26 protein-coding genes are annotated in these 26481 nt (G+C 71.1%); 11 read left to right on the top strand and 15 right to left on the bottom strand.

Annotated features, from left to right (window positions below; translation table 11 throughout):
* Positions 1–8: 8 nt before the first annotated feature.
* The 8 genes from JSY14_RS05000 to JSY14_RS04965 are packed head-to-tail and all read right to left on the bottom strand — an operon-like array spanning position 9 to position 9228.
* A complete protein-coding gene (locus JSY14_RS05000; protein ID WP_259557666.1) occupies positions 9–1223 on the bottom strand; it encodes a sialidase family protein in 1215 nt (404 codons plus the stop codon).
* Positions 1224–1259: 36 nt separating this feature from the next.
* Positions 1260–1949 (bottom strand): N-acetylmannosamine-6-phosphate 2-epimerase, encoded by a 690-nt coding sequence (locus JSY14_RS04995; RefSeq protein WP_259557665.1) that lies wholly within the window; start codon positions 1947–1949, stop codon positions 1260–1262.
* Positions 1949–2863, bottom strand: coding sequence for an ROK family protein (locus tag JSY14_RS04990; protein WP_259559553.1), 915 nt, complete (start codon positions 2861–2863; stop codon positions 1949–1951). The genes JSY14_RS04995 and JSY14_RS04990 overlap by 1 nt, the downstream gene beginning before the upstream one ends.
* A 1-nt stretch (position 2864) precedes the next feature.
* Positions 2865–3821, bottom strand: a complete 957-nt coding sequence (locus JSY14_RS04985; RefSeq protein WP_259557664.1) for a dihydrodipicolinate synthase family protein — start codon at positions 3819–3821, stop codon at positions 2865–2867.
* Positions 3822–3845: 24 nt separating this feature from the next.
* Complete coding sequence (locus tag JSY14_RS04980; RefSeq protein ID WP_259557663.1) at positions 3846–4637, bottom strand: ABC transporter ATP-binding protein; 792 nt, start codon at positions 4635–4637, stop codon at positions 3846–3848.
* Entirely contained in the window at positions 4634–6631 is a 1998-nt protein-coding gene (locus tag JSY14_RS04975; protein WP_259557662.1) for a dipeptide/oligopeptide/nickel ABC transporter permease/ATP-binding protein, read from the bottom strand. Before JSY14_RS04975 ends, JSY14_RS04980 begins: the two co-directional genes overlap by 4 nt.
* 1 nt (position 6632) lies before the next feature.
* Complete coding sequence (locus JSY14_RS04970; RefSeq protein WP_259557661.1) at positions 6633–7598, bottom strand: ABC transporter permease; 966 nt, start codon at positions 7596–7598, stop codon at positions 6633–6635.
* Positions 7599–7620: 22 nt separating this feature from the next.
* A complete protein-coding gene (locus JSY14_RS04965) occupies positions 7621–9228 on the bottom strand; it encodes an ABC transporter substrate-binding protein (protein ID WP_259557660.1) in 1608 nt (535 codons plus the stop codon).
* 154 nt (positions 9229–9382) lie between these two features.
* Between JSY14_RS04965 and JSY14_RS04960 the strand changes: the two genes are divergently transcribed.
* Genes JSY14_RS04960 through JSY14_RS04950 form a run of 3 tightly spaced genes read left to right on the top strand, consistent with a single transcriptional unit; the run spans position 9383 to position 11809 of the window.
* Positions 9383–10093, top strand: coding sequence for a FadR/GntR family transcriptional regulator (locus JSY14_RS04960; protein WP_259557658.1), 711 nt, complete (start codon positions 9383–9385; stop codon positions 10091–10093).
* Positions 10094–10106: 13 nt separating this feature from the next.
* The gene (locus tag JSY14_RS04955) at positions 10107–11288 is read left to right on the top strand and encodes a molybdopterin molybdotransferase MoeA (protein WP_259557657.1); all 1182 of its coding nucleotides are present in this window, start codon (positions 10107–10109) and stop codon (positions 11286–11288) included.
* Between the two features lie 14 nt (positions 11289–11302).
* The gene (locus JSY14_RS04950) at positions 11303–11809 is read left to right on the top strand and encodes a PH domain-containing protein (RefSeq protein ID WP_259557656.1); all 507 of its coding nucleotides are present in this window, start codon (positions 11303–11305) and stop codon (positions 11807–11809) included.
* 42 nt (positions 11810–11851) lie between these two features.
* Here the strand turns inward: JSY14_RS04950 and JSY14_RS04945 are convergent, their stop codons facing one another.
* The 4 genes from JSY14_RS04945 to JSY14_RS04930 are packed head-to-tail and all read right to left on the bottom strand — an operon-like array spanning position 11852 to position 17653.
* Positions 11852–13561 carry an ABC transporter family substrate-binding protein gene (locus tag JSY14_RS04945; protein WP_259557655.1) on the bottom strand — a complete coding sequence of 570 codons (1710 nt, stop codon included), beginning with the start codon at positions 13559–13561 and terminating at the stop codon, positions 11852–11854.
* Between the two features lie 32 nt (positions 13562–13593).
* On the bottom strand, positions 13594–15693 hold the full coding sequence (locus tag JSY14_RS04940) for an ABC transporter ATP-binding protein (RefSeq protein WP_259557654.1): 2100 nt from the start codon (positions 15691–15693) through the stop codon (positions 13594–13596).
* Positions 15686–16645, bottom strand: a complete 960-nt coding sequence (locus tag JSY14_RS04935; RefSeq protein ID WP_259557653.1) for an ABC transporter permease — start codon at positions 16643–16645, stop codon at positions 15686–15688. The genes JSY14_RS04940 and JSY14_RS04935 overlap by 8 nt, the downstream gene beginning before the upstream one ends.
* A 3-nt stretch (positions 16646–16648) precedes the next feature.
* A complete protein-coding gene (locus tag JSY14_RS04930; RefSeq protein ID WP_259557652.1) occupies positions 16649–17653 on the bottom strand; it encodes an ABC transporter permease in 1005 nt (334 codons plus the stop codon).
* A gap of 213 nt (positions 17654–17866) precedes the next feature.
* Between JSY14_RS04930 and JSY14_RS04925 the strand changes: the two genes are divergently transcribed.
* On the top strand, positions 17867–18988 hold the full coding sequence (locus JSY14_RS04925; protein WP_259557651.1) for a ThiF family adenylyltransferase: 1122 nt from the start codon (positions 17867–17869) through the stop codon (positions 18986–18988).
* A 2-nt stretch (positions 18989–18990) separates the two neighbouring features.
* On the opposite strand, the gene JSY14_RS04920 is transcribed toward JSY14_RS04925, so the two are convergent.
* The gene (locus JSY14_RS04920) at positions 18991–19230 is read right to left on the bottom strand and encodes a MoaD/ThiS family protein (protein WP_259557650.1); all 240 of its coding nucleotides are present in this window, start codon (positions 19228–19230) and stop codon (positions 18991–18993) included.
* Between the two features lie 5 nt (positions 19231–19235).
* Positions 19236–20333, bottom strand: coding sequence for a GTP 3',8-cyclase MoaA (gene moaA / locus JSY14_RS04915; RefSeq protein WP_259557649.1), 1098 nt, complete (start codon positions 20331–20333; stop codon positions 19236–19238).
* 68 nt (positions 20334–20401) lie between these two features.
* Between moaA and JSY14_RS04910 the strand changes: the two genes are divergently transcribed.
* Genes JSY14_RS04910 through JSY14_RS04890 form a run of 5 tightly spaced genes read left to right on the top strand, consistent with a single transcriptional unit; the run spans position 20402 to position 24062 of the window.
* Complete coding sequence (locus tag JSY14_RS04910) at positions 20402–21613, top strand: molybdopterin molybdotransferase MoeA (RefSeq protein WP_259557648.1); 1212 nt, start codon at positions 20402–20404, stop codon at positions 21611–21613.
* Complete coding sequence (gene moaC / locus JSY14_RS04905) at positions 21610–22092, top strand: cyclic pyranopterin monophosphate synthase MoaC (protein WP_259557646.1); 483 nt, start codon at positions 21610–21612, stop codon at positions 22090–22092. Before JSY14_RS04910 ends, moaC begins: the two co-directional genes overlap by 4 nt.
* On the top strand, positions 22089–22652 hold the full coding sequence (locus tag JSY14_RS04900; RefSeq protein WP_259557645.1) for a MogA/MoaB family molybdenum cofactor biosynthesis protein: 564 nt from the start codon (positions 22089–22091) through the stop codon (positions 22650–22652). Before moaC ends, JSY14_RS04900 begins: the two co-directional genes overlap by 4 nt.
* Entirely contained in the window at positions 22649–23170 is a 522-nt protein-coding gene (locus JSY14_RS04895; RefSeq protein ID WP_259557644.1) for a molybdenum cofactor biosynthesis protein MoaE, read from the top strand. The genes JSY14_RS04900 and JSY14_RS04895 overlap by 4 nt, the downstream gene beginning before the upstream one ends.
* A gap of 22 nt (positions 23171–23192) precedes the next feature.
* A complete protein-coding gene (locus tag JSY14_RS04890; RefSeq protein ID WP_259557643.1) occupies positions 23193–24062 on the top strand; it encodes a metallophosphoesterase in 870 nt (289 codons plus the stop codon).
* 9 nt (positions 24063–24071) lie between these two features.
* Here the strand turns inward: JSY14_RS04890 and JSY14_RS04885 are convergent, their stop codons facing one another.
* Positions 24072–24236 (bottom strand): hypothetical protein, encoded by a 165-nt coding sequence (locus JSY14_RS04885; RefSeq protein WP_259557641.1) that lies wholly within the window; start codon positions 24234–24236, stop codon positions 24072–24074.
* A 300-nt stretch (positions 24237–24536) separates the two neighbouring features.
* Between JSY14_RS04885 and groES the strand changes: the two genes are divergently transcribed.
* Together groES and groL are read left to right on the top strand one after the other, a co-directional pair.
* A complete protein-coding gene (gene groES, locus JSY14_RS04880) occupies positions 24537–24833 on the top strand; it encodes a co-chaperone GroES (RefSeq protein WP_259557639.1) in 297 nt (98 codons plus the stop codon).
* A 4-nt stretch (positions 24834–24837) separates the two neighbouring features.
* Positions 24838–26424 carry a chaperonin GroEL gene (gene groL / locus JSY14_RS04875; RefSeq protein WP_259557637.1) on the top strand — a complete coding sequence of 529 codons (1587 nt, stop codon included), beginning with the start codon at positions 24838–24840 and terminating at the stop codon, positions 26422–26424.
* The last annotated feature ends 57 nt before the right edge of the window (positions 26425–26481 follow it).

Raw genomic sequence — 26481 nt, 5'->3', positions numbered from 1 at the left:
CCAGCGTGTCACCGCCCGAGCACCCAGTCCAGGGTGAAGCGCGCGAAGGTGAGCGTGTCACCGGCGGCCTCATAGAACAGGCCATACTCGCCGTTGCCCAGGGCCGTCACCACCGAGTACGAGCAGGCGCCCGGCTGGAACACGCGCGTGCGGATCCAGGTGCGACCGTCGTCCTCCGAGTACCAGAGGGTGCCGTTGCGGCGCTGGGTCGGGTGGTTCGCGTTCGAGAACAGCAGCACCTTCGCCTTCGCCGAGCCCTCCGGGGCGTCCGGGAAGGCGCGGGTGATGTGGGCGTTGCAGGACGGGTCCACCAGCTGCGGCTCCCGTACCGGCTCGGTCCAGGTCTCCCCGCCGTCGTGGCTGTACGCCACCCACCGGTCACCCCGACGCGGGTTCTGGCGGGAGTTCAGCATCAGCGTGCCGTCGGACAGCTCCACGACCTTGTTCTCATCCATACCGCGGCCCACGAAGGCGCCCCGCTGCCAGGTCTCGCCGTGGTCGTCGGAGTACAGGGACCAGGCGCGCACGACCTCGGACCCGTCGGCCTCCCGCACGAACCCGGCGTACTGCTGCACCAGACGGCCACGGTGCGGGCCGTAGCGCAGCTGGATGCCGGCACCGGAGGTGGCGAAGGTGCTGCGGACCTCAGCGGGTTTGGCCACCGTCGTGACCGAACGGTGGGTCCAGGTGTGGCCGGAGTCGTCGCTGATGCTCACGGCGCAGGACAGCACGTTCCGGTCGGCGTCGTCGTTGCCGTACACCGAGCCCCAGAAGCCCTGGTTCTTGGAGAACACGTGGAAGCACAACACTCGGCCGGCCTCCCGATCCACCACGTACGAGGGATCGCTGTAGCCGGTCTGGGTGGTGCGGTCCCCGGTTTCGAGCCCCGCGTGCACCACGGTCGGCGGCTCCCAGGTGCGACCGCCGTCGCGGGAGCGGCGCTGCCAGATGGAGTTCGGGCTCGGGGCGTCACCCCAGACGGGGCGCTTGTCATAGGCCGCGAGCAGGTCACCATTCGGGGCGACCGCCAGGGCGGGGATGCGGAAGTTCGCGACGCCGTAATCCCCGGCCTTCGCGAGGATCTGCTCCTCGTACACGCCGTGGGTGGTGGCGCGTGGGTTTTTCGGGTCCGGCAGGGCGAGGGCCGGGGCCGCACAGGCGGCGGCACCGATGCCGGTGAGGGTGCCCAGCAGGGCGCGGCGGTTCAGGGCGGAACGGGACATCGTCGTCTCTCCTTCGGGACGGTGGGGGAGTGGGTATCACTGCTCCTCGACCGCGCTACGGAACCAGCGGGTGAGGGTCGTCGGATGCGTGATGGCGGTGCCGACGACGACCGCCCGGGCACCGGCGGCGAGGGCCGCTGAGGCCTGGGCGGGGGTGTGCACGCGGCCTTCGGCCACGAGCATCGGCCCGGCAGGAAGCCGGTCTGCGAGCTCCCGCAGGAGCTCGAGATCAGGGCCCTCGGTGCGGGGGCGGGCCGGGGTGTAACCGGCGAGGGTGGTGCCGATGATGTCGGCGCCAGCGGCGGCCGCCTCCAGAGCGGAGGGGATGTCGTCGCAGTCGGCCATGATCGGGCCGTCGAAGCGGTCGCGCACCGCGGCGAGGGTCTGGGCGAAGGTGCGGCCGTCGGGGCGGGGTCGGCGGGTGCCGTCGAGGGCAAGAATGTCGGCGCCCGCGTCGATCACGGCCAGGCAGTGCTCCAGGGTGGGGGTGATGAACACGCCGTCGGTGCCGTCCTTCCAGATGCCGATCACCGGCACGTCGACGGCGGCCTTCACAGCGCGGATGTCGTCCAGGCCCTGGGCGCGCACGGCGCTGGCACCGCCCTCGACCACCGCGGCGGCGATCTGCGCCATGGTGCGGGGGTCGCGCATCGGCTCGCCCGGGTACGCCTGGCAGGAGACGATCAGAGTGCCCTCCAGAGGGGCGAGGACGGGATGCAGGGTCATCAGGAGCTCCTCTCGGGGGCATGGTCGTGAGCATGGACGGCGGCCCCCAGCAAAGCGGCCCGCACCCCGGCCCGGGCACGGAACAGCGGGGTGCCTCGCACGGCGTCCAGGGCGTCGTGACGGAAACCCTCCCGCACGGCCTCCCACCAGGGGCCGACGGCTTCGGCGACACCGCCGGTCAGGACGATGACTTCGGGGTCGAGGGCGTTCGCGAGCCCGCCGAGCACACGGCCGGTGGCGACACCCGCGCGCTGGTAGGCGGCGGCGGCGTCGGCGTCCCCGGAGGCGGCGGCCGCGGCGAGGGCCCGACCGTCCCCGGCTCCCACCTGGCGCAGGATCCCCGGGCCCGAGGCGAAGCCCTCCAGGTGACCGGTGCGGCCACAGGAACAGGGCACGCCCTCGGCCTCCGGCACGGGAAGGTGTCCCACATGCCCGGCCACCCCGTGGTGTCCCGGCACCACGGAGCCGTCGAGCAGCACCGCCCCACCGATGCCGGTGCCGACAGCCACCAACAGGGCGCTCGTGGCTCCGGCAGCCGCGCCGAAGCGCGCCTCCCCGAGCCCGTGGGCGTGGACGTCGTTCAGCGCCGCGGCGGGAAGGCCGAGAGCCTCGGCCAGGCCGTCCCGCACCGGAGTGCCCGCCCATCCGGGCAGGGAATCGGTGGCGTGGGTGATGGCACCGGTGTCCGGATCCACCACCCCGGCGGTCGCGATGCCGAGGGCCCGCGGCTCCGGATGCCCCTCCCGCACGTCGCGCAACAGCTGCGCGGCCGTCGCCAGCACCGCCTCCGGATCCGCCGAGGCGGGCGTCGGGGCGGTGCGATCGGCGAGCACCGTCGCCTCCCCGCGGGCCACGTCCAGGGCGACGGCCGCGGCGGTGGTCTTGGTACCGCCGATGTCGACGGCGAGCAGCACGTCAGGCAACGTGCGCTCCCAGCAGACCAGCGCGCTCCAGCACCGTGCGGATGCGAGCGGTCTCGTCGTCGTCGAGGCTGGCCATCGGGGCGGACATGGTGTTCGTCGAGAAGATCCCCATCTCCCGCAGGGCCGTCTTGAAGGCGCCCACCCCGGCGGTGGGGCCGACCCGGCCGGGGGCCTGGAACACGATCTCGAACAGCGCGGCCAGGCGGTCCTGTTCGCGGCGCATGCTCTCCCAGTCACCGCGCTGCGCGGCGGCATGCATCCGCGCGTACCCGGCGGGATCCACGTTGCCGAGGCCCGGTACGCAGCCGTGCGCCCCGGCCAGGTACGCCCCGTCGACGACGATCTCGTGCCCGGTCAGCAGCGCCAGACCGGTTCCAGCCTCGCGGTTCATCGCGGTGAGGCGGCGGAAGGAGACGTCATCGCCGCTGGAGTCCTTCACCCCGACGATGACACCGTCGGCGGCGAGCCGCACCAGATGCTCCGGCGCCAGTTTCACGTGCACGCACACCGGGATGTCGTAGGCCCACAGCGGGGCCGGGGCGGTGGCCGCCGCCGCCCGGAAATGCGCGTCGATCTCCGCCGGACCGGTGATCGCATAGAACGGGGCGGTGGCCACCACACCCGCGAGGTCATAGCGCGCGAGGTCCCGCATGTGCTGCTGCACCCGCCGCGTCTCCATGTCGATGGCGCCGACGATGAGCGGCACCTGCCCGCCGACGATGCCGGTGACCGCATCGAGGATCCGGCGTCGCTGCGCATCGTCGGAGAACGCGACCTCGCCGCTGGAGCCGAGCACGAACAACCCGTCGACCCCACCACGGATCAGATGGTCGATGAGGCGCTCCAGCGAGGGGACGTCGAGCTCACCGTCGGCGTCGAGCGGGGTGAGCAGGGGCGGCACGACACCGCTCAGGGCGCCGGCGCGGAGAGGGGCAGCGATGCTGGTCATGAGGGTTCTTCCGGTGAGTCGAGCTCACAGCAGCGTCGGGGCCGCTGCGAGGAGGGTGCGGGTGTAGTCGTCCTGCGCGTCGGTGAAGAGCTGCTGCGCGGGACCCTGTTCGACGATCCGGCCGCGGTTCATCACGATCATCTCGTCGGAGATGAAGCGGACGGTCGAGATGTCGTGGGAGATGAACACCAGGCCCAGGCCCAGCTGGGCTTTCAGGTCGGTGAGGAGGTTCAGCACCTGCGCCCGGACGGACACGTCGAGGGCGCTGGTGGGTTCGTCGGCGACGATGATCTCCGGTTCCAGGGCGAGGGCGCGGGCGATCGCCACGCGCTGCCGCTGACCGCCGGAGATCTGCCGGGGCAGCACATCGAGAGCGGACTGCGGCAGCCCCACCAGGTGCAAGAGCTCCTTCACCCGGGCGAGACGCTGGGTCTCGGTGCCGATGCCGTGCACCCGCAGGGGGTCGATGAGGGTGTCGCGCACCAGCATCCGCGGATTGAGGGCGGTGGCCGGGTCCTGGAACACCACCGACACCGCCCGGCCGAGCTCCCGCCGGGCGGCGCGACCGTGGGACAGCGGACGCCCGTGGAACAGCACCGTGCCGGAGGTGACCGGCTGCAAGCCGATCATCACGCGCGCCAGGGTGGACTTGCCGGAACCGGATTCGCCGACGATGCCGAGCACTCGGCCGCGGTGCACATCGACGGACACGCCATCGACGGCCCGCACGGTGTCGGGGCGGAACAGCCCGCCGGTGCGCAGACGGTGCACCACGTGCACGTCCCGCAGGGAGAAGACGGGGGTCTGATCACTCATCGCGCACCTCCGGGGAGGACGAGGGCCTGGGGGACGTCGCCGGTGGTGGCCACCCGATGGTGGTCATCGCCGTCGACGGGCAGCAGGTGGAGAGGCGCCTGCGGGTCGGCGTCGGGGCGCAGAGACCGCGGTGCGAACCGGTCACCCGGGGCGAACTCCCGTGGCGAGGGCACCGTGCCGGGCACCTGGTGCAGACGCTCGGCCTGCGCCTCGATCGACAGGACCGAACCGAGCAGACCACGGGTGTACTCGTGGCGCGGGTCGGTCAGCAGGGTGCGGGTGGGGGCCTGCTCCACCACCTGACCGGCGTACATCACGGTGATGCGGTGGGCGAGCTGCGCCACCAGCGCCAGATCATGGCTGACGAACACCATGGCGAAACCGAGCTCGTGGCGCAGCCGGTTCAGCAGCTCCACCACCTGCTTCTGCACCGTCACATCGAGGGCGGTGGTGGGCTCGTCGGCGATCACCAGCTTCGGGTCGCGGGTGAGGGCCATGGCGATCAGCACGCGCTGGCGCTGTCCGCCGGAAAGCTCGTGCGGGTACGAGGCGAGGGTCCGCTTCGGATCCAGACCCACCAGCTCCAGCAGCTCCTCCGCCGAACGGGTGCCCCCGCGGCGGCTCAGCTGCGCCATCTGGGTGCGGATCAGCATCGAGGGGTTCAGGGAACTGAGGGCGTCCTGGTAGACCATCGCGATCTCGTGACCGCGGCGGGCATTGAGCTCCCGCGGCGACATGGACAGCAGATCCTCCCCGTCCAGCAGGATCCGGCCGCTGATCCGCGCGGTGCGGGGCAGCAGACCCATGATCGCCAGGCTGGTGACGGACTTGCCGGACCCGGATTCGCCGACCAGGCCCATCACCTCTCCGGGGCGGACGTCGAAGGAGACGCCGTCGAGGATGTCCACGTCGCCGTGGGCCTCCGGGAACGCCACCCGCAGGTTCTCCACCCGCAACAGCGGTTCGCCCTCGGTGGGGCCTGCCTCGCGGGCGGGGCGGGCGCTCTCGGCGGCGCGCAGCTGCGCCAGGGAGTCACCCAGCACCCGGCCGGCCTCCGCCGGATCGGTGGCGCCCAGCGTCGCGGCCGAGGTCGGCTCGCGCTGCTCATCGGCCTCGACGTCGACATGGTGGCGGATCCGCGGGGAGGCGAAGGTGTCGGTCAACCCCTCCGACAGCACGTTCAGCGCCAGCACCGTCAGCAGGATCATCAGGCCGGGGAAGAAGGTCGGCCACCAGAACCCGCCCAGCAGCAGCTGTTTGCCCTCGGAGAGCATGTTGCCCCACGACGGGGCGGGCGGCTGCACACCGGCGTTGAGGAAGGACAGCGAGGCCTCGAAGACGATCGCGTCGGCCACCAGCACCGTGGCGAACACCATCACGGGGGCCAGGCAGTTACGAGCCACATGCTTGGCGAGGATCCACGCGGTGGAGGCACCCATCACCTTCGAGGCCGCCACATAGTCCTCCCCGAACTGCGCCAGCACGTTCGCGCGGACCACGCGGCTGAGCTGCGGCACGTACAGGAAGGCGATGGCGAACACGATCACCGGGAGGCTGGTGCCGAACACCGCGACGAACACGGCCGCCAGGGCGATGCCCGGGAAGCTCATGATGATGTCCAGCGCCCGCATGAGGATCTCCGAGGGGATCCGGGCGGCGGTCGCGGCGATGGAGCCGAGCACCGCCGCCACCAGCAAGGCGGTGGCGGTGGCGGCCAGGCCGATCACCAGGGAGGACCGGGCGCCGTGCAGAGCACGGGAGAGGATGTCGCGGCCGATGGCGTCGGTGCCCCACGGGTGGGTCGCGCTCGGCGCCTGCACCGGGGTACCGGTGGCGAGCGGGTCGTGGGGGGAGATCCAGGGGGCCAGCAGCGCCGCCATCACCAGCAGCCCCAGGAAGGCCAGGGCGATGCGGGAAGGCCAGCGCAGGTCCGCGAGGGCGCGCAGCGGGGCGCCGACGGTGCCGGACAGGCGTGAGTCGAGTCGGGGGCGCATGTCAGATGCTCCTGATCCGCGGGTTCACGAGGACGTACAGGAGGTCCACGAGGATGTTGACGACGATGAAGGCGATGGCCACGGTGAGGGTCACGCCCTGCACCAGGAACACGTCGTTGCGCTGGACGCCATCGAGGATGAGCTTCCCCATCGCCTGGATGTTGAAGATGATCTCGATGATCACGGCGCCGCCCATCAGGTAACCGATGCGCAGACCGAGCACCGTGATCGGCGTGATCAGGGCGTTGCGCAGCACGTTGCGGGAGACCACCTCCGCGTACGGCACGCCCGCGCCCATGGCGGTGCGCACATAGTCACGGTCGAGCTCCTCGACCATGGCGGTGCGCACCACGCGGGTGAGGGACCCGGCGACCGGGATCGCCAGCGCCAGCGCCGGCAGCGCCACGTTCCGCGCCCAGGTGGCGGGATCCTCCGTGAACGGCACCCAGCGGGTGACGAGCGCCGGGAACAGACCCCAGCCGCCCGGCACCTCGCCCAGCCACTGGATCATGAGGATCGCCAGCCAGAACGAGGGGGTGGCCAGCGCCGCGATCGACAGCACGCGGATGATCTGGTCGAGCCATCGGTCCCGGAACAGGGCAGCCAGCACACCGGCCACCGCGGCGATGACCACCGCGATGATCAGACCCAGGAAGGTGAGCTGCAGGGTGATGGGGAAGGCGGCAGCCACGCGCTCCGTGACGGGCACGTTGCCGCTGGAGGTCCCCAGGTCGCCCTGCAGCATCCCGCCGAGGAACGACAGATAGCGCAGGTGCAGCGGTTCCTTCAGGCCGTTGGCCTCCCGGTAGGCCTCCAGCGCGGCCGAGCTCGCGCTCTCACCGAGCGCGAGCCGGGCCGGGTCGGCCGGGGAGAACGACATCACGACGAACACCAACAGGGTGACGCCGAGGATCATCACCGGCAGCGCCAGCAGGCGCCGCCCGATCAGACGCAGAAGAGTGGACACGTGATGCTCCCGGGGCGGATCGTCACCTCGCCGAGGTGCCGACACCCACGAAACTGAGGCCGGTCAGCGATATGGGCTGGAAGTCGACCAGGGCGGTCGGGTCCCAGGCGGTGGGGGTCTTGCGGTGGAACAGCGGGTACAGCGGCACGGTGTCGGAGAGCAGATCGAGCATCTGGCCCCAGATCTCGGTGCGCTTGGCCTCGTCGGTCTCCTGGATGGACTGGTCGAACAGCGCCTGCAACTGGGTGTGGCTGTCCTGGCCCTTCCAGTGCATGCGGCCGTCGGTCCAGACGTCGGCGGCGTACCACCAGCGCATCAGGAGATCCGGGTCGTTGCCGAACACCGACGGGTCACCGGGGGCGATCACCACGTCGAAGGCCTCCGGCTTGCCGTCGATCGTGTTGTACACATCGGCCGACTTCTTCTGCTCGAAAGAGACCGTCAGGCCCGCCGCGGTGAGCGACTCCTGGATGATCGGGGTCACCTGCTGCACCCAGTCGTGATCCGTGCACAGCAGCCGCATCGAAGTCAGACCGGTCTCGGCGAAGGCGGCCGTCGCGGCGGCCTGATCGAAGGTGTAGACCGTCTTGGCCTTCTTGTAGTTCGGGTGCTCCTCGTGCAGGAAGCTGGTGGCGGGCGCGGCCTGACCCCGCAGCGCAGTGTCGATGACCTTCTGCATGTCGATCGCCCGCAGCACCGCCTGACGGTTGCGCACATCGTTGAAGGGGTTGCCCGGCGCGTTGTTGAACATCGCGAACAGCAGACCGAATCCCTGCACCGACTCCACCGTGGACGAGGCCTGCAGCTGCTCGATCGACAGGTACGGCACCGAGTCGATCGCCTGCACGGACTTCGACTGCAGGGCGTTGGTGCGGGTGGCGGCATCCGGGATGATCTGCCACTCCATGGTCTTGGCCTGTGCCGGCTGCGGGCCGGTGTAGTCGTCGAAACGCTCGAAGGTGATGACCTGGCTGGAAGCGCCGTTGTCGGTCATCCTCCACGGGCCGGTGCCGATGGGGTTCGCGTCGAAGGCCTTCGGGTCCTTCTCGACCGCGGCCTTCGGTACGATCTTCACGGTGGACAGGCGCTCGGCCAGCACGCCCACCGGGTGGGCCAGGGTGAAGGTGACGGTGCGCTCGTCCTTCGCGGCCACCGTCGAGATGAAGGGGATGAAGCTTGCGTACAGCGAGGCGTTCGCCGGGTCCAGCACCCGTTCGAAGGAGAAAACGACGTCCTCGGCGGTGACCGGGGTGCCGTCGTGGAACACGGCGCCGTCGCGCAGGGCGACGTCGACGGTGGTGGAATCGCCGGAGGGCAGTTCTGCGGCCAGTGCCGGGTACACCTCGCGGGTGGCGGGGTGCAGCTCCGTCAGACCCTCCAGGGTGTGCCAGTTCGCGGCCACGGTGAGGGCTGCGCTGGTGGTCATGGGGTCGTAGCCGTTGGTGCCGAGCTCGTAGGAGATCGCGGCGCGGATGGTGCCGTCGGCGTCGGCCGGACCGGCGGCGCCCGCATCGGAGGAGCCGTTGCCCCCGGCGGTGCCGCCGTCGCGCGGGGCGCAGGCGGCGAGGGCGGCGGCGATGCCGGCCGCACCGGCAGAGAGGACGAACCGGCGGGAGATGCTGTGGGTCATGATCGGGTCCCTTTCCGGGGATCGACGTGGCCGCAGCGCCGCGGCCACCGTGCCGTCAGAAAATCGGACGTCTGATGTCCGATGTTGGGTGTACTGTACACCACGCAGAGCGGGTCGGCGCCACCGGCCCCGCCAGTCGTCAGGAGGACCGCGGATGCCGGAGAAGTCGTCCCGCCCCGCCCGACGCACCGATGCCGCGGTGCGCGCGATCGAGGACCTCATCCTGGAGGAGGGCCTTACCCGGGGAGACCCCCTTCCCACCGAGGGTGAGCTGGGGGAGCGCTTGGGCATGTCCCGTTCCTCCGTGCGCGAAGCCGTGAAGATCCTTGCGAGCCTCGATATCGTCGACGTCCGCCACGGTCATGGCAGCTTCGTGGGGGAGTTGTCCCTGGCCCCCCTGGTCAACGGCCTGATGTTCCGGGCGCGGTTGGATCGCAAGGATGGTCTGCGCTCGCTGCGGGAGATCGTCACCGTGCGCCGCGGGCTGGACCTGTCACTGGCCGACGACCTCGCTGAGGTCTACCGCGGCACCGACAACCCCCACTTGCGCGCCCACGTGGAACGCATGCGGGAGCTGGAGGGCACCGGAGAATCCATCGCCGCGCCCGACTCCGCCTTCCACCGTGAGCTCATCGCCCCGCTCGACAATCGGCTCGTGCAGCAGCTGGTGCAGGCGTTCTGGGAGGTCCACACCCACGCCCTGCCGGTGCTCGGGATCGGCACCGCCAGGGGCGTGCGCCGCACCATTGAGGCCCACGAGGCGATGATCGACGCCCTCGAGGACGGCGACGCCGCGCGCTTCCAGCAGGCTGTGCGGGAGCACTACACCCCCCTGGAGGAGGCCCTCGACGCCGCCGTCGGCTGAGTACCATCGCTGCGTGCATCCCTGGACCTGGCGCCGACAGCTGCTGGACGAGCTGGCGCTCCCGACGCCGCCGATCCTGTGGCGCGACCCCCGTGCGGCCCGCGGGCTGCGCCTGGCGCAGGACGTCCACGCCCCCGAGGCGATCCCCGCCCTGCCGATCTCCGCCATGGACGGATTCGCCGCCCGCTGGGCGGACCTGCGGCGGGCCGTCGCGGAGCCCCTGCCGGTGGTGCTCGACATCCCTGCCGGTCCCGGCGGGGTGCTGACCCTCCCCGACGGAGCGGCCGCCCGGATCATGACCGGAGCGCCGCTCCCCGAAGGCGCCGACACCGTGGTGCCGGTGGAACTCACGGACGCCGACCCCGTCGGTCCCGCCCCCGCCCACGTGCGCCTGTCCTCGGGGGCCACCGAGGCCCTGTCGGTCGGCCGCCACGTGCGCCGACGCGGCGAGGAGGTCACCGAGCGGGGGCTGCTGGCCGCTGCGGGGACGCGGGTGCGCCCCGGCCTGGTCGGTCTCGCCCTCTCCCTCGGAATCGTGCAGCTGCCGATCCGGGTACCCCACCGGGTAGCCGTGGTGGTCACCGGCGACGAACTCCAGACGGGGGAAGCCCCTGCGCGCGGTACCGGCGCCATCCGTGAATCCAACGGCGCCATGCTCGCCGCCGAGCTCGACGCCCTGGGGGTCGAGGTGACCGGTCTGTGGCGCAGCGGCGACGACCCGGCCGAGCTGCGGGACGTCCTCGCCCGGTCCGCCGACGGCGCCGATCTGGTCGTCACCACCGGGGGAGTGGGCCACGGCGCCCACGACGTGGTGAAGGCCGCCCTGCAGGACACATCGTGCTTCGCGCACCTGGCGATGCGACCCGGCGGCCCCCAGGGCTACGGCCGACTGCCGGGCGGCACCCCCGCGGTGCACCTGCCCGGCACCCCCGTCGGCGCGCTCGTCGGGATGCACCTGTTCGTGCGGCCGCTGCTCGGTGCTCCTGGCGCTGAGCTGCGCCTGCCCGTCACGGGTCCGGCCCTGCCCCCCGCGACCCCGGGGCGGCTGCACGTCCTCCCGGGTCGCCTCACTGCCGGTGGGGTCGCGCTGGTGCCCGGACACCGCCTGCGACCGTACGCGCAGGCGGATGCGCTGATCCTCCACGAGGAGGCGGTGCAGGACGGCACTGTGGCGGTGCTGCCCCTGCTGGCCTGAGCGATGATGGGGGGATGATCCGCCTGCGCCCCCGCTTGTCCACCGGCACCTGCCTCGTCCTGTGGGGGCTGTCAGCGGTCCTGGTGCTCGATGCCGTGCTCCGCGCCGGGGTGCGGGCACTGCCCTACACCGCGCCCGTGCTGCTGCTGTGCGCGGTGGCCTGGTGGGGACTGTGGCGGCCCCAGGTGATCATCGACGACGCCACCCGCAGCGTCACCGTGCGCAACGTGCTGAGCACCTGGCATCTGCCGTATGGGTCGATCCGTGAGCTGACGCTGCGCTCATGGGTGCGACTGCGGGTGCGGGTCGCCGGTGGACGTGAGACGTCGATCAGTGCGTGGAACGCACCCGGTCAGGGGCCGCGCAGCACGGCGGTATCACCCTTGGACCGGGACTGGCTGCGCTGGGAGGACGGCCCTGAGGACGCCGTCGCCCACCGCACCTGGAACGTACTGCCCCTCGCAGTGGTGGCAGCGCTCGCGGTGCTGACCGTCCTCAGCACGACGGCGATCCTCCGCTGACTCAGCGGAGGATCGCCGTCGTGGTCTCAGGCGATCAGACGATCAGGCCTTGATGCCGACCGCGGTCCAGTCGACGGACTCGAACTGCGAGGCGCCGTAGTTCACGATGCCCTTCTTCACGCCCACGATGATCGGGGTCGCGTAGAACGGGATCACGTTGAAGGACGACGCGACCTGCTTCGAGAACTCGTTCGCGATCTCGATGCGCTTGGCCTGGTCGAACTCCTGCTGGAGACGCCCGTTGATCTCGACGAGCTTCTCGTCCTTGAGGTTGGTGTAGTTCTGCTCCGACTCCGGCATGAACTTGTTCGGGCCGGACTGGATCGGGAACAGGGTGCCGACCCAGGAGAAGGTCACGACGTCGAACTGCTTCGGGGAGATGTACTCGTTGAAGTAGGCGTCGCTCGGCACCTCCTGCATGTCCACCTTGAAGCCGATGGCGTTGAGGTTGGTCATCACCTGGCGGGCGCGGTCCGAGTTGGACTTGGTGTCCGCCGGGACGATCACGGAGAAGGCCAGCTGCTTGCCGTCCTTCTCGCGGACATCGCCGTTGAGCGCCCAGCCCGCGTCGTCGAGGATCTTCTTCGCGGCCTCCGGGTCGTACTCGAGGCCGCCGAAGGAGTCCTCCCAGCCCTCCTGGCCGGGCATGAAGATGAAGTTGTTCTGCAGCACGATCGGCGCCTCGAGCGGGCCCACCACGGCGCGGCCGATGGCATCCCGGTCGATGCCGCGGGCGATGGCCTCACGCACCTTCACATCGCCGAGGGCACCGTCGGCGCCCTGGGTGTTGATGGTCAGGTGGGTCCAGGTCAGGCCGTTGGTGCGCTGGATGGTGGCGTCCTGGCGGCCCTTGGCGAGGCTCAGTACGTCACCGGTGGCGATCTCGACCACGTCGATCTCGCCGTTGGCGAAGGACTGAGGCTGGGTGGTCTGGTCCACCACGCGGAAGACGATCTGCTCGAGCTTCGGCGCGCGGCCCCACCACTTCTCGTTGCGCACGAGGGTGATGACGCCACCGTTCTTGTCGAGGCTGCCGATCTTGAACGGACCGGAGGCCGGCACCGGCTGCTCGGCATGGCCGGTGTTGAAGGCCTGCGGCGTTGCGGTGGTCGCCGCCGGCAGCGTCGGGTAGGTGTAGATGATCCAGTCCGCGTACTTCTTGGCGTACTCGATCTCGCAGGTGTACTCGTCGTCGGTCTGGACGATGTTCTTGATGGAGCTCCAGCCCTCGGTGGAGACGACGTTGAACTCCTTGTTGGTGCCGTTGCAGGCCTTCCACTGGGAGATGAGATCGGCCACGACGATCGGCTTGCCGTCTCCCCAGACGGCCTTCATGTTGAAGACGACCTTGACCTTCTGCGGGTCCTCGCTGATCAGCTCGGCGGATTCGATGTAGTCGGGGTTCGGGGTGACCTTGCCGGTCTCGTCGCCGCGCAGGGCCTGGTCGTACCCCATCGGGTTCGTGACCGCGGCGGTGTCGGCGTTGTTGCCGTCGATCTGGCTCTGGTTCCAGTTCACCGGGTACTGCAGGATCGAGACGGTGATGGTGCCGCCGTCGGGCACCTGGTCGTACTCGAGGCGCTCCCAGGCGGTGTTGGGCAGCTCGCTCTGCTGTTCCGCGGCCTTCTCGTTGTCGGCCGCGGCCTGCGAGGCCTGCTCCTCGGCGGTCTGCTGACCACCGCAGGCGGCGAGGAGCGCAGCGGAACCGGCAGCGCCGGTGCCGGCGAGGAACGTGCGTCGGGTGCTGAACATGTGTGGGTTTCCCTTCCTGGATGGGCTCGTCGTCACTGACGGGTGCCAGCGACGGGAGTCTCGTGGGGCTCGCGGGCGAGACGGTGGATCTCGTCCACGTGGTGGCAGGCCACGCGGCTGGCCCCGTGGCGCGTGGGCGCCGGGTCCTCGCTGGTGCACCGGGCCTGCTGTGACTCGTCGAGGAGCTTGTACAGCGGGCATCGGGCGGCGAAGTTGCATCCGGTGATGTCCTCCGTGGGGGAGGGCTGGTCACCGGTGAGCAGGATGCGCTGGCGGGAGCGCTCGGTGGCCGGGTCCGGCACCGGGACGGCGCTCATGAGCGCATGCGTGTAGGGGTGGCGCGGGTTCTCGTAGACCTCACTCACCGGGCCGTACTCGACGATCCGGCCGAGGTACATCACCGCGATGGTGTCGGAGATCTCCCGCACGATCGCGAGGTCATGCGCCACGAACAGGTAGGACAGGCCGAGCCGGTCGCGCAGGTCCTCCAGCAGGTTGATCACACCCGCCTGGACGGACACGTCGAGCGCGGAGACCGGCTCGTCGAGCACCAGCACCTTCGGCTCGGTGATGAGGGCACGCGCGATGCCGATGCGTTGCCGCTGACCGCCGGAGAACTCGTGCGGGTACCGGTCGGCCATCTCAGGCTCGAGGCCCACCAGCTCCAGCATCTCGCTCACCCGGCGGTTCTGCTCGGCCTTGGGCACCTTGTGGACCGTCAGCGGCTCGGCGATGATCTCGCTGACCGGCATGCGCGGATCCACCGCGGCCATCGGATCCTGGAAGACGATCTGCACATCGCTGCGCAGGTCCAGGCGCTCGCGGCGGGTGAGGGTCGCGAGGTCCTTGCCGGCGATGCGGAGCGTGCCCTCCTGGGGCTTCTCCATCTCCATCAGCTCGAGGCTGGTGGTGGACTTGCCGGAGCCGGACTCACCCACCAGACCGAGGGTCTGGCCGGGCATGACCTCGAAGTCGACGCCGTCGACGGCTTTCACCACGCCCTCGACACGGCGGAACACCGCGCCCTTGTACAGAGGGAAGTGCCGCTTGAGGCCCACAGCCTCCACGATCGGTTCCGTCTGGGCATCGGGGTCGAGCACCCGGTTCGGGTGTTCGGGACGCGGGAAGATGTCGGAAGGACGCAGCGTGCCGGCGGTGATCTCGTCGGCCCGATGGCAGGCCACCGTCCGCGGCGAGGCATCGTGGGAGCGCAGTTCCGGTTCCACCTCGCGGCAGATGTCGATCGCGGCGGGGCAGCGGTTCGCGAACGGGCAGCCCTTCGGCAGATTCGCCAGACTCGGCGGACGGCCCTCGAGCGGCACCAGACGCTGCTTGCCGGCGGTGAGCAGGTTCGGCACGGACCGCAGCAGACCCATGGTGTACGGCATCCGCGGAGCCTCGAAGACACTGTCGACGTCGCCGATCTCCACCAGCTTGCCCGCGTACATGACGGCCACGCGATCCACGTTGCCGGCGACGACGCCGAGGTCGTGGGTGATGAGCACGACGCCCGCCCCGGTGACCTCCTTCGCGGTCTGCAGCACGTCCAGCACCTGGGCCTGGATGGTCACGTCCAGAGCGGTGGTCGGCTCGTCGGCGATGATCAGCGCCGGATCGTTCGCCATGGCGATGGCGATCATGGCGCGCTGGCGCATACCGCCGGAGAACTCGTGCGGGAAGGCCTTCACGCGGCGCTCCGCGGCGGGGATGCCGACCAGCTTCAGCAGCTCGACGGCGCGCTTGTGCGCCAGGTCGGAGGAGATACCGCGGTTGTGCAGCCGCAGCGCCTCCTCGATCTGCTCGCCGATGGTGTACACCGGGGTCAGGGCCGACAGCGGGTCCTGGAAGATCATGGAGATCTCGTCGCCGCGCAGCGACGACATGCGGCGGTCGGAGGCCCCCAGCAGGGGTTGACCGCGGAACAGGATCTCGCCGGTGATCTTCGCGGAGGTGGGCAGCAGGCCCATCACCGCGAGGGAGGAGACCGACTTGCCGGACCCGGACTCGCCGACGATGCCGAGGAACTCACCCGGCTGCATCGAGTAGTTCACGCCACGGACGGCGTGCACGTCACCGCTCGCGTTGGGGAAGGTCACGCTCAGGTCGCGGACCTCGAGGAGGGGCTCAGCCACGGTTCACCTCACTGGTCGGGTCGATCGCGTCACGCAGGGCATCACCCATCAGGGCCACCCCCGTCAGCAGCGTGACCAGGAACGCCGCCGGGATGACGAACAGCCAGGGGCGGGACACCGCGGCGGGGGTGCCGTCGCGCAGCAGGGTCCCGAGCGACACGTCGGGAGCCTGGATACCCAGGCCGAAGTAGGACAGGGAGGTCTCGGCGAGGATCACGCCGGCCACGCCCAGGGCGGCATCGAGGATCAGCAGTGAGGCCACGTTCGGGATGATGTGCCGCCGCAGGATGGTGAAGGTGCCCACGCCCATGTACCGCGCCGCCTTGACGTACTCACGGTTGCGCAGGGACTTGGTCTGGTTCTTCACGATCTGCGCCATGATCATCCAGCTGAACAGGCCGATCGCCACCACGATCAGCATCCAGCCGGAGTCCTGCATCACCGGGGAGACGATCATCAGCACGTAGAAGATCGGCAGCACCAGCAGCAGGTTGATCAGGTAGGTGATGACGGCCTCGACCTTGCCGCCCAGGTACCCGGCGATGGACCCCATGAAGGCCGCGATCAGGGTGGACAGCGGGGCGGCGAGGAAGCCGATGATCAGGGACTTGCGCAGCGCCTCCGTGGTGGACGCGTACAGGTCCACACCGATGGAGTCGGTACCGAAGTAGTGCTGGGCGCTCGGCGGTGAGTTGAAGTTGTACGGATCCTGCTGACCCTGCTCGTAGATGTTGAACAGGTCGCCGAAGAGGGCGAACAGGATGATCGACAGCACCACCACGGTGCCGATCCAGAAGTTCGGCTTCCGCTTGAGGCGGCGCCACACCAGGCGCCCTCGGGAGACCGGCTTGTACGGCTTCGAGGGCGAGCCGGGTGCCTTCGTGACGGTCTCGCCGTCGAAGGACTCGGTGACCTTGATGTCGTCGTCAGGGGTGAGAGTGCGCTGCGTCATGGATCAGGACCTCACGCGCGGGTCGAGGGCGGCGAACAGGACCTCGGACAGAGTGGAGCTGAACAGCAACAGGATCGAGGTGAAGGCCACCGTCCCGGCCAGAGCGTTCACATCCGACTGCTGCACGGCGACGATGCCGTACTTGCCCATGCCCTCCCACGAGAACACGATCTCGAGGAAGGCCGAGCCGGAGATCAGCAGGCCGAAGTTGTAGGCGAAATAGGTGGACATGGGGATCAACGCGACACGCACGCCGTGCTTGATGAGCGCGCGGGCGCGGGTGGCGCCCTTCGCGCGGGCGGTGCGGATGAAGTCACTGCCCAGCACGTCCAGCATGATCGAGCGCTGGTACCGGGAGTACCCGGCGGCGCCGAACAGGGTCAGGGCGATGGTCGGGAGGATCAGGTGGTTCGCCCGGTTGAGGAACCAGTCGAGGGTCTTCGGATCGTCCGGCCCGCCGATACCCGGGGTGTAGGGGCCGGTGAACGACAGCATCTGGAAGCCCAGCAGGTTGTTGATGTTCGTCGCCAGGATCATCAGCAGCACGCCGCCGACGAAGGTCGGCGTGGAGATGAGGATGAAGCTGAGGTAGGTGACGACCTGGTCCGACAGCTTGTACTGCCGCACCGCGCCCCACACACCCAGGGCCACACCGAGGATCGCAGCGCACAGGGCGCCCAGGATCAGCAGGTTCAGCGACAGCATCGAGCGGGTGGCGATCTGCTCCATCACCAGGTTGCCGGAGGCGTCCATCCCGAGCTTCCCGGAGAACGGCTCGGTGATGATCCGCTCGATCCACCACCAGGTGCGCAGCAGCACCGGGTCCTTGTCGTTCACACCCAGGGCGCTCAGCTGCGCATCGATCGAGGCCTCATCGATCGGAGGGTTCCGTCCGAGGTAGCGCTTGCGCGGGTAGAAGAACGTGCTCGCGGCGATGTAGACGAACACCGTCGCGAAGATGGTGAGGAGCAGGTAGTTCAGGAACCTGCGCAGGATGTACTTGCTCATGCGTTCTTTCCCCGTGCGAGCGCCGCGACGGTGCGGGAGTCGCAGGACGTGGACCAGGTCGTGGACGGCCATTGACGGCCGGATTGGGATGGATGCTAGCCCATGTGACGGCGGTCGCATGCCGCCGTCGCGGGCCGGTGCCGAATCGTTACCGAACCGTCTTCACCATCCCGACGGCCCACCTCCCAGGCCCTCGACGGTAGGTTGCCGACCATGACCCCTCGCCCCCGCCCCGTCACCCCGGCCCCCGTCCTGGACCCCGCGAGCGCGGCCCGCACCCGCCGCCAGATGCGCCTGCCGCAGATCGGGGAGGAGGGGCAGCGGCGCCTGGCCGCGGCCCGCATCGCGGTGGTCGGGGCCGGAGGGCTCGGCTCCCCGGTGATCGAGTACCTCGCGGCCGCGGGCGTCGGCCGGCTGACGATCCTCGACCCCGACGTGCTGGAGCCCTCGAACCTGCACCGGCAGGTGGTGCACTCCGCCGCCGACCTCGGCCGCCCCAAGGCCGTCTCCGCGGCGGAGCGCGCCCGCGCCCTCGCCCCCGGGGTGGAGGCGGTGCCCGTGCAGCGGGCCGTGGATGCGGCGAGCGCGGTGGAACTGCTCGCCGGGCATGACGTCATCGTCGACGGCAGCGACAACTTCCCCACCCGCTATGCGGTCTCCGATGCCGCGGAGATCCTCGACCTGCCGGTGGTGTGGGGGTCGATCCTCGGTTTCGACGGGCAGGTGGCGGTGTTCTGGTCCGACGCCGGCCGGGGCGCGACCTACCGCGACCTGGTGGCCAGCCCCCCGGCCCCGGGGGAGGTGCCGTCCTGTGCGGAGGCGGGCGTGGTCGGCCCGCTGTGCGGGCTGATCGGCTCGGCGATGGCCCTGCAGGTGATCCACCTGGTCCTGGGCAGCGGGGACCCGCTGCTGGGGCGCCTCGCCGTGCTCGATGCGCTCACCCTCACCTGGGATCAGGTGCCGCTGCAGCGCCGCCCCGGGCGGCCCGTGGTGACGACCGTGGAGGACGTGGCCCTCACCTGCGGCCTGCCCGGCGCCCCCACCGCCGCCGACGGCCCGGCCCCCGTGGAGCCGCAGGAGCTGCCCGGTCTGATCGCGGACGGGACGCTGGTGGTCGATGTGCGCGAGGAGACGGAATGGCAGCAGCGTCACCTGCCGGGCACCCGGCACCTGCCGCTCGCGCAGCTGCTCGCGTCGGGCGGGCCGGAGCTGGAGGGGGCGGTGCTGCTGTGCGCCAGCGGCCGACGCAGCGAGACCGCCCGCCGCGCGCTCGCCGAACGCGGCATCACCACGCGGTCCGTGCGCGGGGGCCTCGAAGCCGTTCCGGAGGGCTGAGCTCAGCCCCCGGCGAAGGGCGGCAGTACATCCACCCGCGTGCCCGCGGGCAACGGCCACGAGGCCTCGTCGCGGCTCACACCGTCGACCAGCAGGCTGCTGCGGGCCAGGACCCGTCGGCCCTCACCGTCGGTGCGGGCATCGAGCTCATTGCGCAGGGCGCCGAGCGTGGGGGCCGGCAGCTCCAGGGTGCGGGCGCCCACGGCCGCGGCGGCCGCGGCGAACAGTCGCACGGTGACCATCCGAGTCATCCTCCGATCGCGCTCATGGGGCGTTCCGGCGGGGCGAAGGAGGCGGCGCCGATGCCGTGACCGGCGGCCTTGCCCCATTGTGCGGCGCGCCAGCGCTCGGCGATGCGCTCGTCGTCGGCGCCACCGCGCAGCAGCCCCATCAGGTCCGTCTCCTCATGCGAGAACAGACAGGTGCGCACCCGTCCCTCTGCGGTCAGCCGGGTGCGGCGGCAGTCGGCGCAGAACGGCTCCGTCACCGAGGCGATGATGCCCACGCGACCACGGGGCACCTCCCCGCGACGGTCCACCGCATCGAACAGTTCGGCGGGGGCGCCGTCCCGCGCGACCGGGGCGGGGGAGAGGTCGAAACGCCGCCCGATCAGTTCCCGGGTGCGAGCCGCGGTGACCATGCCCTCCCGGTCCCAGACACCATCGGCGTCCAGCGGCATCTGCTCGATCACCCGCAGCTGCAGGTCCCGTTCCAGGCACCAGGCCAGCAGGTCCGCTACCTCCGGCTCGTTCAGCCCCGGCAGCAGCACGGCGTTGATCTTCACCGGGGTCAGGCCGGCCTCCCGTGCGGCGTCGATCCCGGCCAGCACCCGGTGCAGCATCGGCCGCCGGGTGATCCGTTCGAACGTCTCCTCCACCACGGAGTCCAGCGAGACGTTGATGCGGTCCAGCCCCGCGGCAGCGAGGCGCGCGGCCCTCTGGTCCAGGCCGATCGCGTTGGTGGTCACCGAGATCTCGGGCCGCGGGGTGAGGGCCGCGATCCCGGAGATGATCTCCTCCAGGTCGGGTCGCGTCAGGGGTTCCCCGCCGGTGAGACGCACCTTGCGGATCCCCAGACGCTCCACGCCGATGCGCACCAGCCGCACCGCCTCCTCGGTGGTGAGCATCTGCGTGCGGCGCAGGAACGTCAGCCCCGCCTCCGGCATGCAGTAGGTGCAGCGCAGATTGCACACATCGGTGAGGGACAGGCGCAGGTCGGTGGCGGTCCGTGCGAAACGGTCCACCAGGGCGGGGGTGTCGGGGCGGTCGGGCGCGGCGGGCTCGGGGCCCAGCGGATCGGCGCGACGGGGCTTCGGCATCCCCAGGCCGACACGACGCGGTGCCATGCGCTCTCCTTCCGCGGATCGATGGTCGACCCAGCCTACGGCCCGGGACCCACGGGATACTGGGGCGCATGACCGAGACCACCCCGCGCCTGCCGCTGCGCGACCACCAGGAGGACGTCGCGGCGCTGGTCGCGGGCCTGCGCCGCGTGGAGACGGTGCCGCTGGGGGCCGGAGCGGTCGGTCGGTGCTCCGCCGTGGACGTGCGCAGCCGGGTCGACGTCCCGGCGCTCGCGAACTCCCAGATGGACGGGTTCGCGGTGCGGCGTGAGGACCTCGGCGGACCGCTGCCAGTGGGGGAGCCCGCCCCCGCCGGGGCAGCGCCGCGCGAGCACCGCCCCGGCACCGCCACCCCCGTCATGACCGGCGCGCCGCTGCCCCGCGGCGCCCAGCTGGTGGTGCCGATCGAGGAGAGCGCCGAGGGGCGCTTCGACCTGCCCACCGTCACCCTCCACCCCACCGACACCACGCCCGGTCGGTACGTCCGCCCCGCCGGCAGCGACACCCATGCCGGGGACCTGGTGCTGCGCGAGGGAGAGACCCTCACCCCCGCGCGGATCGCCCACCTCGCCGCCTGCGGCCTGCCGGAGGTGCCCGTCCTGGAGCCCGTGCGGGTGCTCGTCGCCTCCACCGGGCGGGAGCTCACCGCCCCTGGCAGTACCCTTCCGCCCGGTGGCGCCTACGACGCCAATGGCCCCGGCCTGGCGGCGGCCCTCACCCGCGCCGGCGCCGACGTCGTCGCGACCCTCCGGGCGGGTGACGCCCCCGGGGAGCTCGTCGCCGCTCTGCGCCGCGCCCTCGCCGACCATGCAGTCGACCTCATCGTCACCTCCGGTGGGGTGAGCGCAGGGGCGTACGAACCGGTGCGTCTGGCCGCCGACGATCCCGGGGTGCGCATGAGCCTGGTGCGGGTGGCGATGCAGCCCGGCGGGCCGCAGGGCATCGGCCGCCTCGACGACACCGCGTGGGTGGCGCTGCCCGGGAACCCCGTCTCGGCGCTGCTGTCGGCCGAGGTGCTGCTGCGCCCCGCCCTCGGGGCCGCGCCGCGCCGGGTCCTGCAGCTGCCGCTGAGCACCGAGGAGCCCGCCGACTCCCCGCCCGCCCTCGAGCAGTACCGCCGCGCCCGGGTGTTGCCGACCGGCAGGGTCCGGCTCGTCGGCGGTCCCGGCTCACACCTGCTGGGGGCGATGGCACAGTCCGACGCCCTGGTGCGGATCCCCGTCGGCACCGCGCGGGTGCACGATGGGGACACGGTGGACACGATCCTGATCGGAGACGAATGAGCGAGCTCACGCACCTGCGCCACGACGGCAGCAGCCACATGGTCGATGTCGGCGACAAGGCCGTCACCGCCCGGGAGGCCACCGCCGAGGCGACCCTGCACACCCGCGAGGACGTCGTCGAGCGCGTACTGGCCGGTGACCTCCCCAAGGGGGAGGCCCTGCCCGTGGCGCGGATCGCCGGGATCCAGGCCGCCAAACGCACCTGGGACCTCATCCCGCTGTGCCATCCGCTGCCGCTGACCGGCATCGAGGTCGATATCGTCCGGGCCGGTGCCGACACCCTGCGCGTCACCGCGACCGTGCGCACCACCGCCCGCACCGGGGTGGAGATGGAGGCACTCACCGCCGCCTCCGTCGCCGCCCTGACCCTGTTCGACATGCTGAAGGCCGTGGACCACCTGGCGACCATCGACGGCACCCGGGTGCTGGCGAAATCCGGGGGCCGCAGCGGCGACTGGCACCGTGAGGAGGACCAGTGAGCACCGAGGATCCGCGCGACCGCACCCGCGCCCGCACCGACGCCGACTGCCACGCCCGCGACGAGACGCAGACGGCAGCCGCCCTGGTCGGCACCGCGCACGTGGTGATCGCCTCCACCCGCGCCGCCGACGGCACCTACGAGGACCGCACCGGCCCGCTGCTGGTCGACTGGCTGCGCGGGCGTGGCCTCGAGGTGACCGGGCCCGTGGTGGTGCCCGACGGCCCCGCTGTCGGCGACGCCCTGCGCGCCGCTCTGGGGGAGGCCGCCGACGTGGTCATCACCTCCGGCGGTACCGGAATCACCCCCGATGACCGCACCCCGGAGGAGACCGAGCCGTTCGTCGACCGCCCCCTGCCCGGGATCCTCGAGGAGATCCGCCGCCGCGGCGCCTCCCAGAAGATGGCCGCGCTGCTCAGCCGCGGCGTCGCCGGGATGGCCGGTCGTTCTCTGGTGGTCAACCTGCCCGGTTCCCGCGGCGGCGTGAAGGACGGCATCGCCGTGCTGGACCCGCTGCTGGACCACCTGCTCGCACAGCGCGACGGCGAGGGCCACCAGTGACTCACCACCACCACGACCCCCACGGCGGCGGGCCCCTGTTCACCGGAGATCCGCAGACCCTGCGGGTGGGGGACGACCCGCCCCTGGGGAGCGTTGCGGAGCGGGTGCGGCACGCCGCTGTCGGCACCGCCCCTGTCGCCGCCGCCGAGCTCGCCCCCCGGGTGGCCGATGTGCGCTGCGGCGCCGTCGTCACCTTCGACGGAGTGGTGCGCGACCACGACGAGGGCCGCGACGTCGTCGCCCTCAGCTATGAGGCGCACCCCGAGGCCGGTCGCGTCGCCCGTGAGGTCGCCGAGGAGATCGCCGAACGCTACCAGGACGTGCTCATCGCTGTGGAGCATCGCGTCGGGCCGTTGCGGGTGGGGGAGGTGGCGCTCGCCGTGGCCGTCGCCTCCGGGCACCGCAAGCTCGCCATCGCTGCCCTCGACGATCTCATCGACACTGTCAAACGGCGGCTGCCGATCTGGAAGCATCAGGAGTTCGGGGACGGCTCCCAGGAGTGGCTCGGCTCCCTCTAGGGTCGGCCCCTAGGCTCGGGGCATGCGCATCCTGCACCTGACCGACACCCATCTGTTCGGGCCCGGCGGTGTCCGGCACTACGACCGCATCGACACCGCCGCCGCCCTCGCCGGGGTGATCGACCGCCTCGCGCCGCTCGGCGCGGTGGACCTGGTGGCGCACACCGGGGACGCCTCCGAGGACGGCACGGTGGAGAGCTACCGGCGGCTGCACGCCCTGCTGGAGCCGCTCGCGCAGCGCCTCGGCGCGCAGCTCGCCATCGCCATGGGCAACCACGACGTGCCCGCCCGGTACGCGGAGGTGGCCGGCCCCGGGGACCACGGCGGGCCGTGGCAGGACCGAGTCGTGGACCTGCCCGGCGGAGGCCGTGCGGTGGTGCTCGACACGACGGTGCCGGGGGCCGGGTGGGGCCGCCTGGAGCCGGAACAGCTCGAGTGGCTGCGTGCCGTGCTGGCGCAGCCCGCCCCGGGGGGCCGCGGCACCGTGCTGCTGCTGCACCATCCGCCGGTCGCGGCGGCCACGCGGATGCTGCGCTCCCTGGAGCTCGCGGAACCGGGTGACCTCGCCGCGGTGATCGCGGACAGTGATGTGCGGATCGTGCTCGCCGGCCATTACCACCATGCGATGGGCGGCACCGTGGGAGGGGTGCCGGTGCATGTGGCCCCCGGCATCACCAATGTGGTCGACCCGGTGGGCGCCAGCGGGGACGAGGAGATCTCGCTGCCGCTGTCGGGGGCGAGCCTGGTGGAGCTGCCCGATGACGATGCGGCGCCGAGGATCGCCACCTCCGTGTGGCCGAACGCGGGGGACACGCTGCGCGACGCATCGCGCCCGGTCTACCGCTTCGGCCCGCAGGAGGTGCAGGCGATCATCGACGCCGCGGGTCGGTGAGGGAGGGGCTCAGCGCCCCATGCCCAGGCCGATGCCGCCGCGCGCGGTGTGCGCGTACATGACGGAGGCGCCGGCCTGGCCGCGGCGCCCCGCGGGGGTGGTGTCCTCACGGCGGTCGCGACGGTCATGGGAGAGACGGAGGGTTTCACGGGCGGTGCGGAGGATGCGGCTCATGACTCCGTTATCGCATCGTGACCTTTCGGGGCGCCAGCGGTGCGGACATTTCGTCGTGCACCTCACCAGAATCCCGTGACCTGCGTCGCTACGCCCTGGGCGAGAGCGGTTGGCACTCGCCTTGCACGAGTGCCAGAGCGGCCCTAGAGTGGCGTGCGTTGGCAGTCCTCCGGCGAGAGTGCCAGAGCTGCCTCGGGGTCCCACCCGGTCGGCACCGCGACGACGGCCTGGACCGGGACCACGTCTCCCGACGTCGGCACCGCCGACGTCCTGACCTCTCACGTGAAGGAGTGAACCCGCATGTCGGTCTCCATCAAGCCCCTTGAGGATCGTGTCGTCGTCAAGCCGCTCGAGGCCGAGCAGACCACCGCGTCCGGCATCGTGATCCCGGACACCGCCAAGGAGAAGCCCCAGGAGGGCGAGGTCGTCGCCGTCGGCGAGGGCCGGTTCGATGACAAGGGCCAGCGCGTTCCCATGGACGTCAAGGTCGGCGACAAGGTCGTCTTCTCCAAGTACGGCGGCACCGAGCTGAAGTACGGCAACGAGGAGTACCTGATCCTGGGCTCCCGCGACATCCTCGCGATCGTCGAGGGCTGAGCGCATGGCCAAGGAGATCATCTACGACGAGGAGGCACGGCGCGCGCTCGAGCGCGGCGTCGACCGTCTCGCGAACACCGTCAAGGTGACGCTCGGCCCCAAGGGCCGCAACGTCGTGCTCGACAAGAAGTGGGGCGCCCCCACCATCACCAACGACGGCGTGACCATCGCCCGTGAGATCGAGCTCGAGGATCCGTTCGAGAACCTCGGTGCGCAGCTCACCAAGGAGGTCGCGACCAAGACCAACGACGTGGCGGGCGACGGGACCACCACCGCCACCGTCCTGGCCCAGGCGCTCGTGCACGAGGGCCTGCGCAACGTCGCCTCCGGCGCCGCCCCGGCCGCCCTCAAGCGCGGGATGGAGAAGGCCGTCGAGGCCGTCTCCGAGAAGCTCGGCGAGATCGCGATCGAGGTCGAGGGCAAGGAGCAGATCGCGAACGTCGCGGCCGTCTCCTCCCAGGACCGCGAGATCGGCGAGCTGCTGGCCGAGGCCTTCGACAAGGTCGGCAAGGACGGCGTCATCACCGTGGAGGAGTCCTCCACCACGGCGATGGAGCTGGACTTCACCGAGGGCATGCAGTTCGACAAGGGCTTCATCTCCCCGCACTTCGTGACCGACGCCGACCGCCAGGAGGTCGTGCTCGAGAACGCCTACGTGCTGCTGAACCAGGGCAAGATCTCCGCCGTGGCGGACCTCCTGCCGCTGCTGGAGAAGGTCGTCGAGTCCGGCAAGCCGCTGTTCGTCATCGCCGAGGACATCGACGGTGAGGCCCTGTCCACCCTGGTGGTGAACAAGATCCGCGGCACCTTCAAGGGCGCCGCCGTGAAGGCCCCCGCCTTCGGCGACCGCCGCAAGGCCATGCTGCAGGACATCGCGGTGCTCACCGGCGCCCAGGTCGTCACCCCCGACCTCGGCCTCGACCTGAAGACCGTGGGCCTGGACGTGCTCGGCACCGCCGGCCGCATCGTCGTCACCAAGGACACCACCACCATCGTGGGCGGCGCCGGTGACGACCAGGCCGTGGCCGACCGCGTCGCGCAGATCCGAGGCGAGATCGAGCACACCGACTCCGACTGGGACCGCGAGAAGCTCCAGGAGCGTCTCGCGAAGCTCGCCGGCGGCGTGTCCGTCATCAAGGTGGGCGCCCACACGGAGGTCGAGCTCAAGGAGAAGAAGATGCGGATCGAGGACGCGGTCTCCGCGACCCGCGCCGCGATCGACGAGGGCATGGTGGCCGGTGGCGGCAGCGCCATCGTCCAAGCCTCCTCCGTGCTCGACGGTGACCTCGGTCTGACCGGGGACGAGGCTATCGGCGTGCGCGCCGTGGCCAAGGCCCTGGTGGAGCCGCTGCGCTGGATCGCCGAGAACGCCGGCCTCGAGGGTTACGTCGTGGTGGAGAAGGTCAAGGCCGCGCAGACCGGCCACGGCCTGAACGCCGCCACCGGCGAGTACGTGGACCTGGTGGACGCGGGCATCATCGACCCCGTCAAGGTCACCCGCTCCGCCCTGCGCAACGCCGCCTCCATCGCCACCCTGGTGCTCACCACCGAGACCCTGGTCGTGGAGAAGAAGGACGACGACGAGGACTGATCCTCCCGCCGCCCGACCGACTGGCCGACGCCCCGTCCACCCCGTGTGGGCGGGGCG

The sequence above is a fragment of the Brachybacterium sillae genome (assembly GCF_025028335.1).
Classification (GTDB): Bacteria; Actinomycetota; Actinomycetes; order Actinomycetales; family Dermabacteraceae; genus Brachybacterium; species Brachybacterium sillae.
The sequence above is the reverse complement of the archived record's forward strand: the minus strand, read 5'-3'. Positions and strand labels throughout refer to the sequence as shown.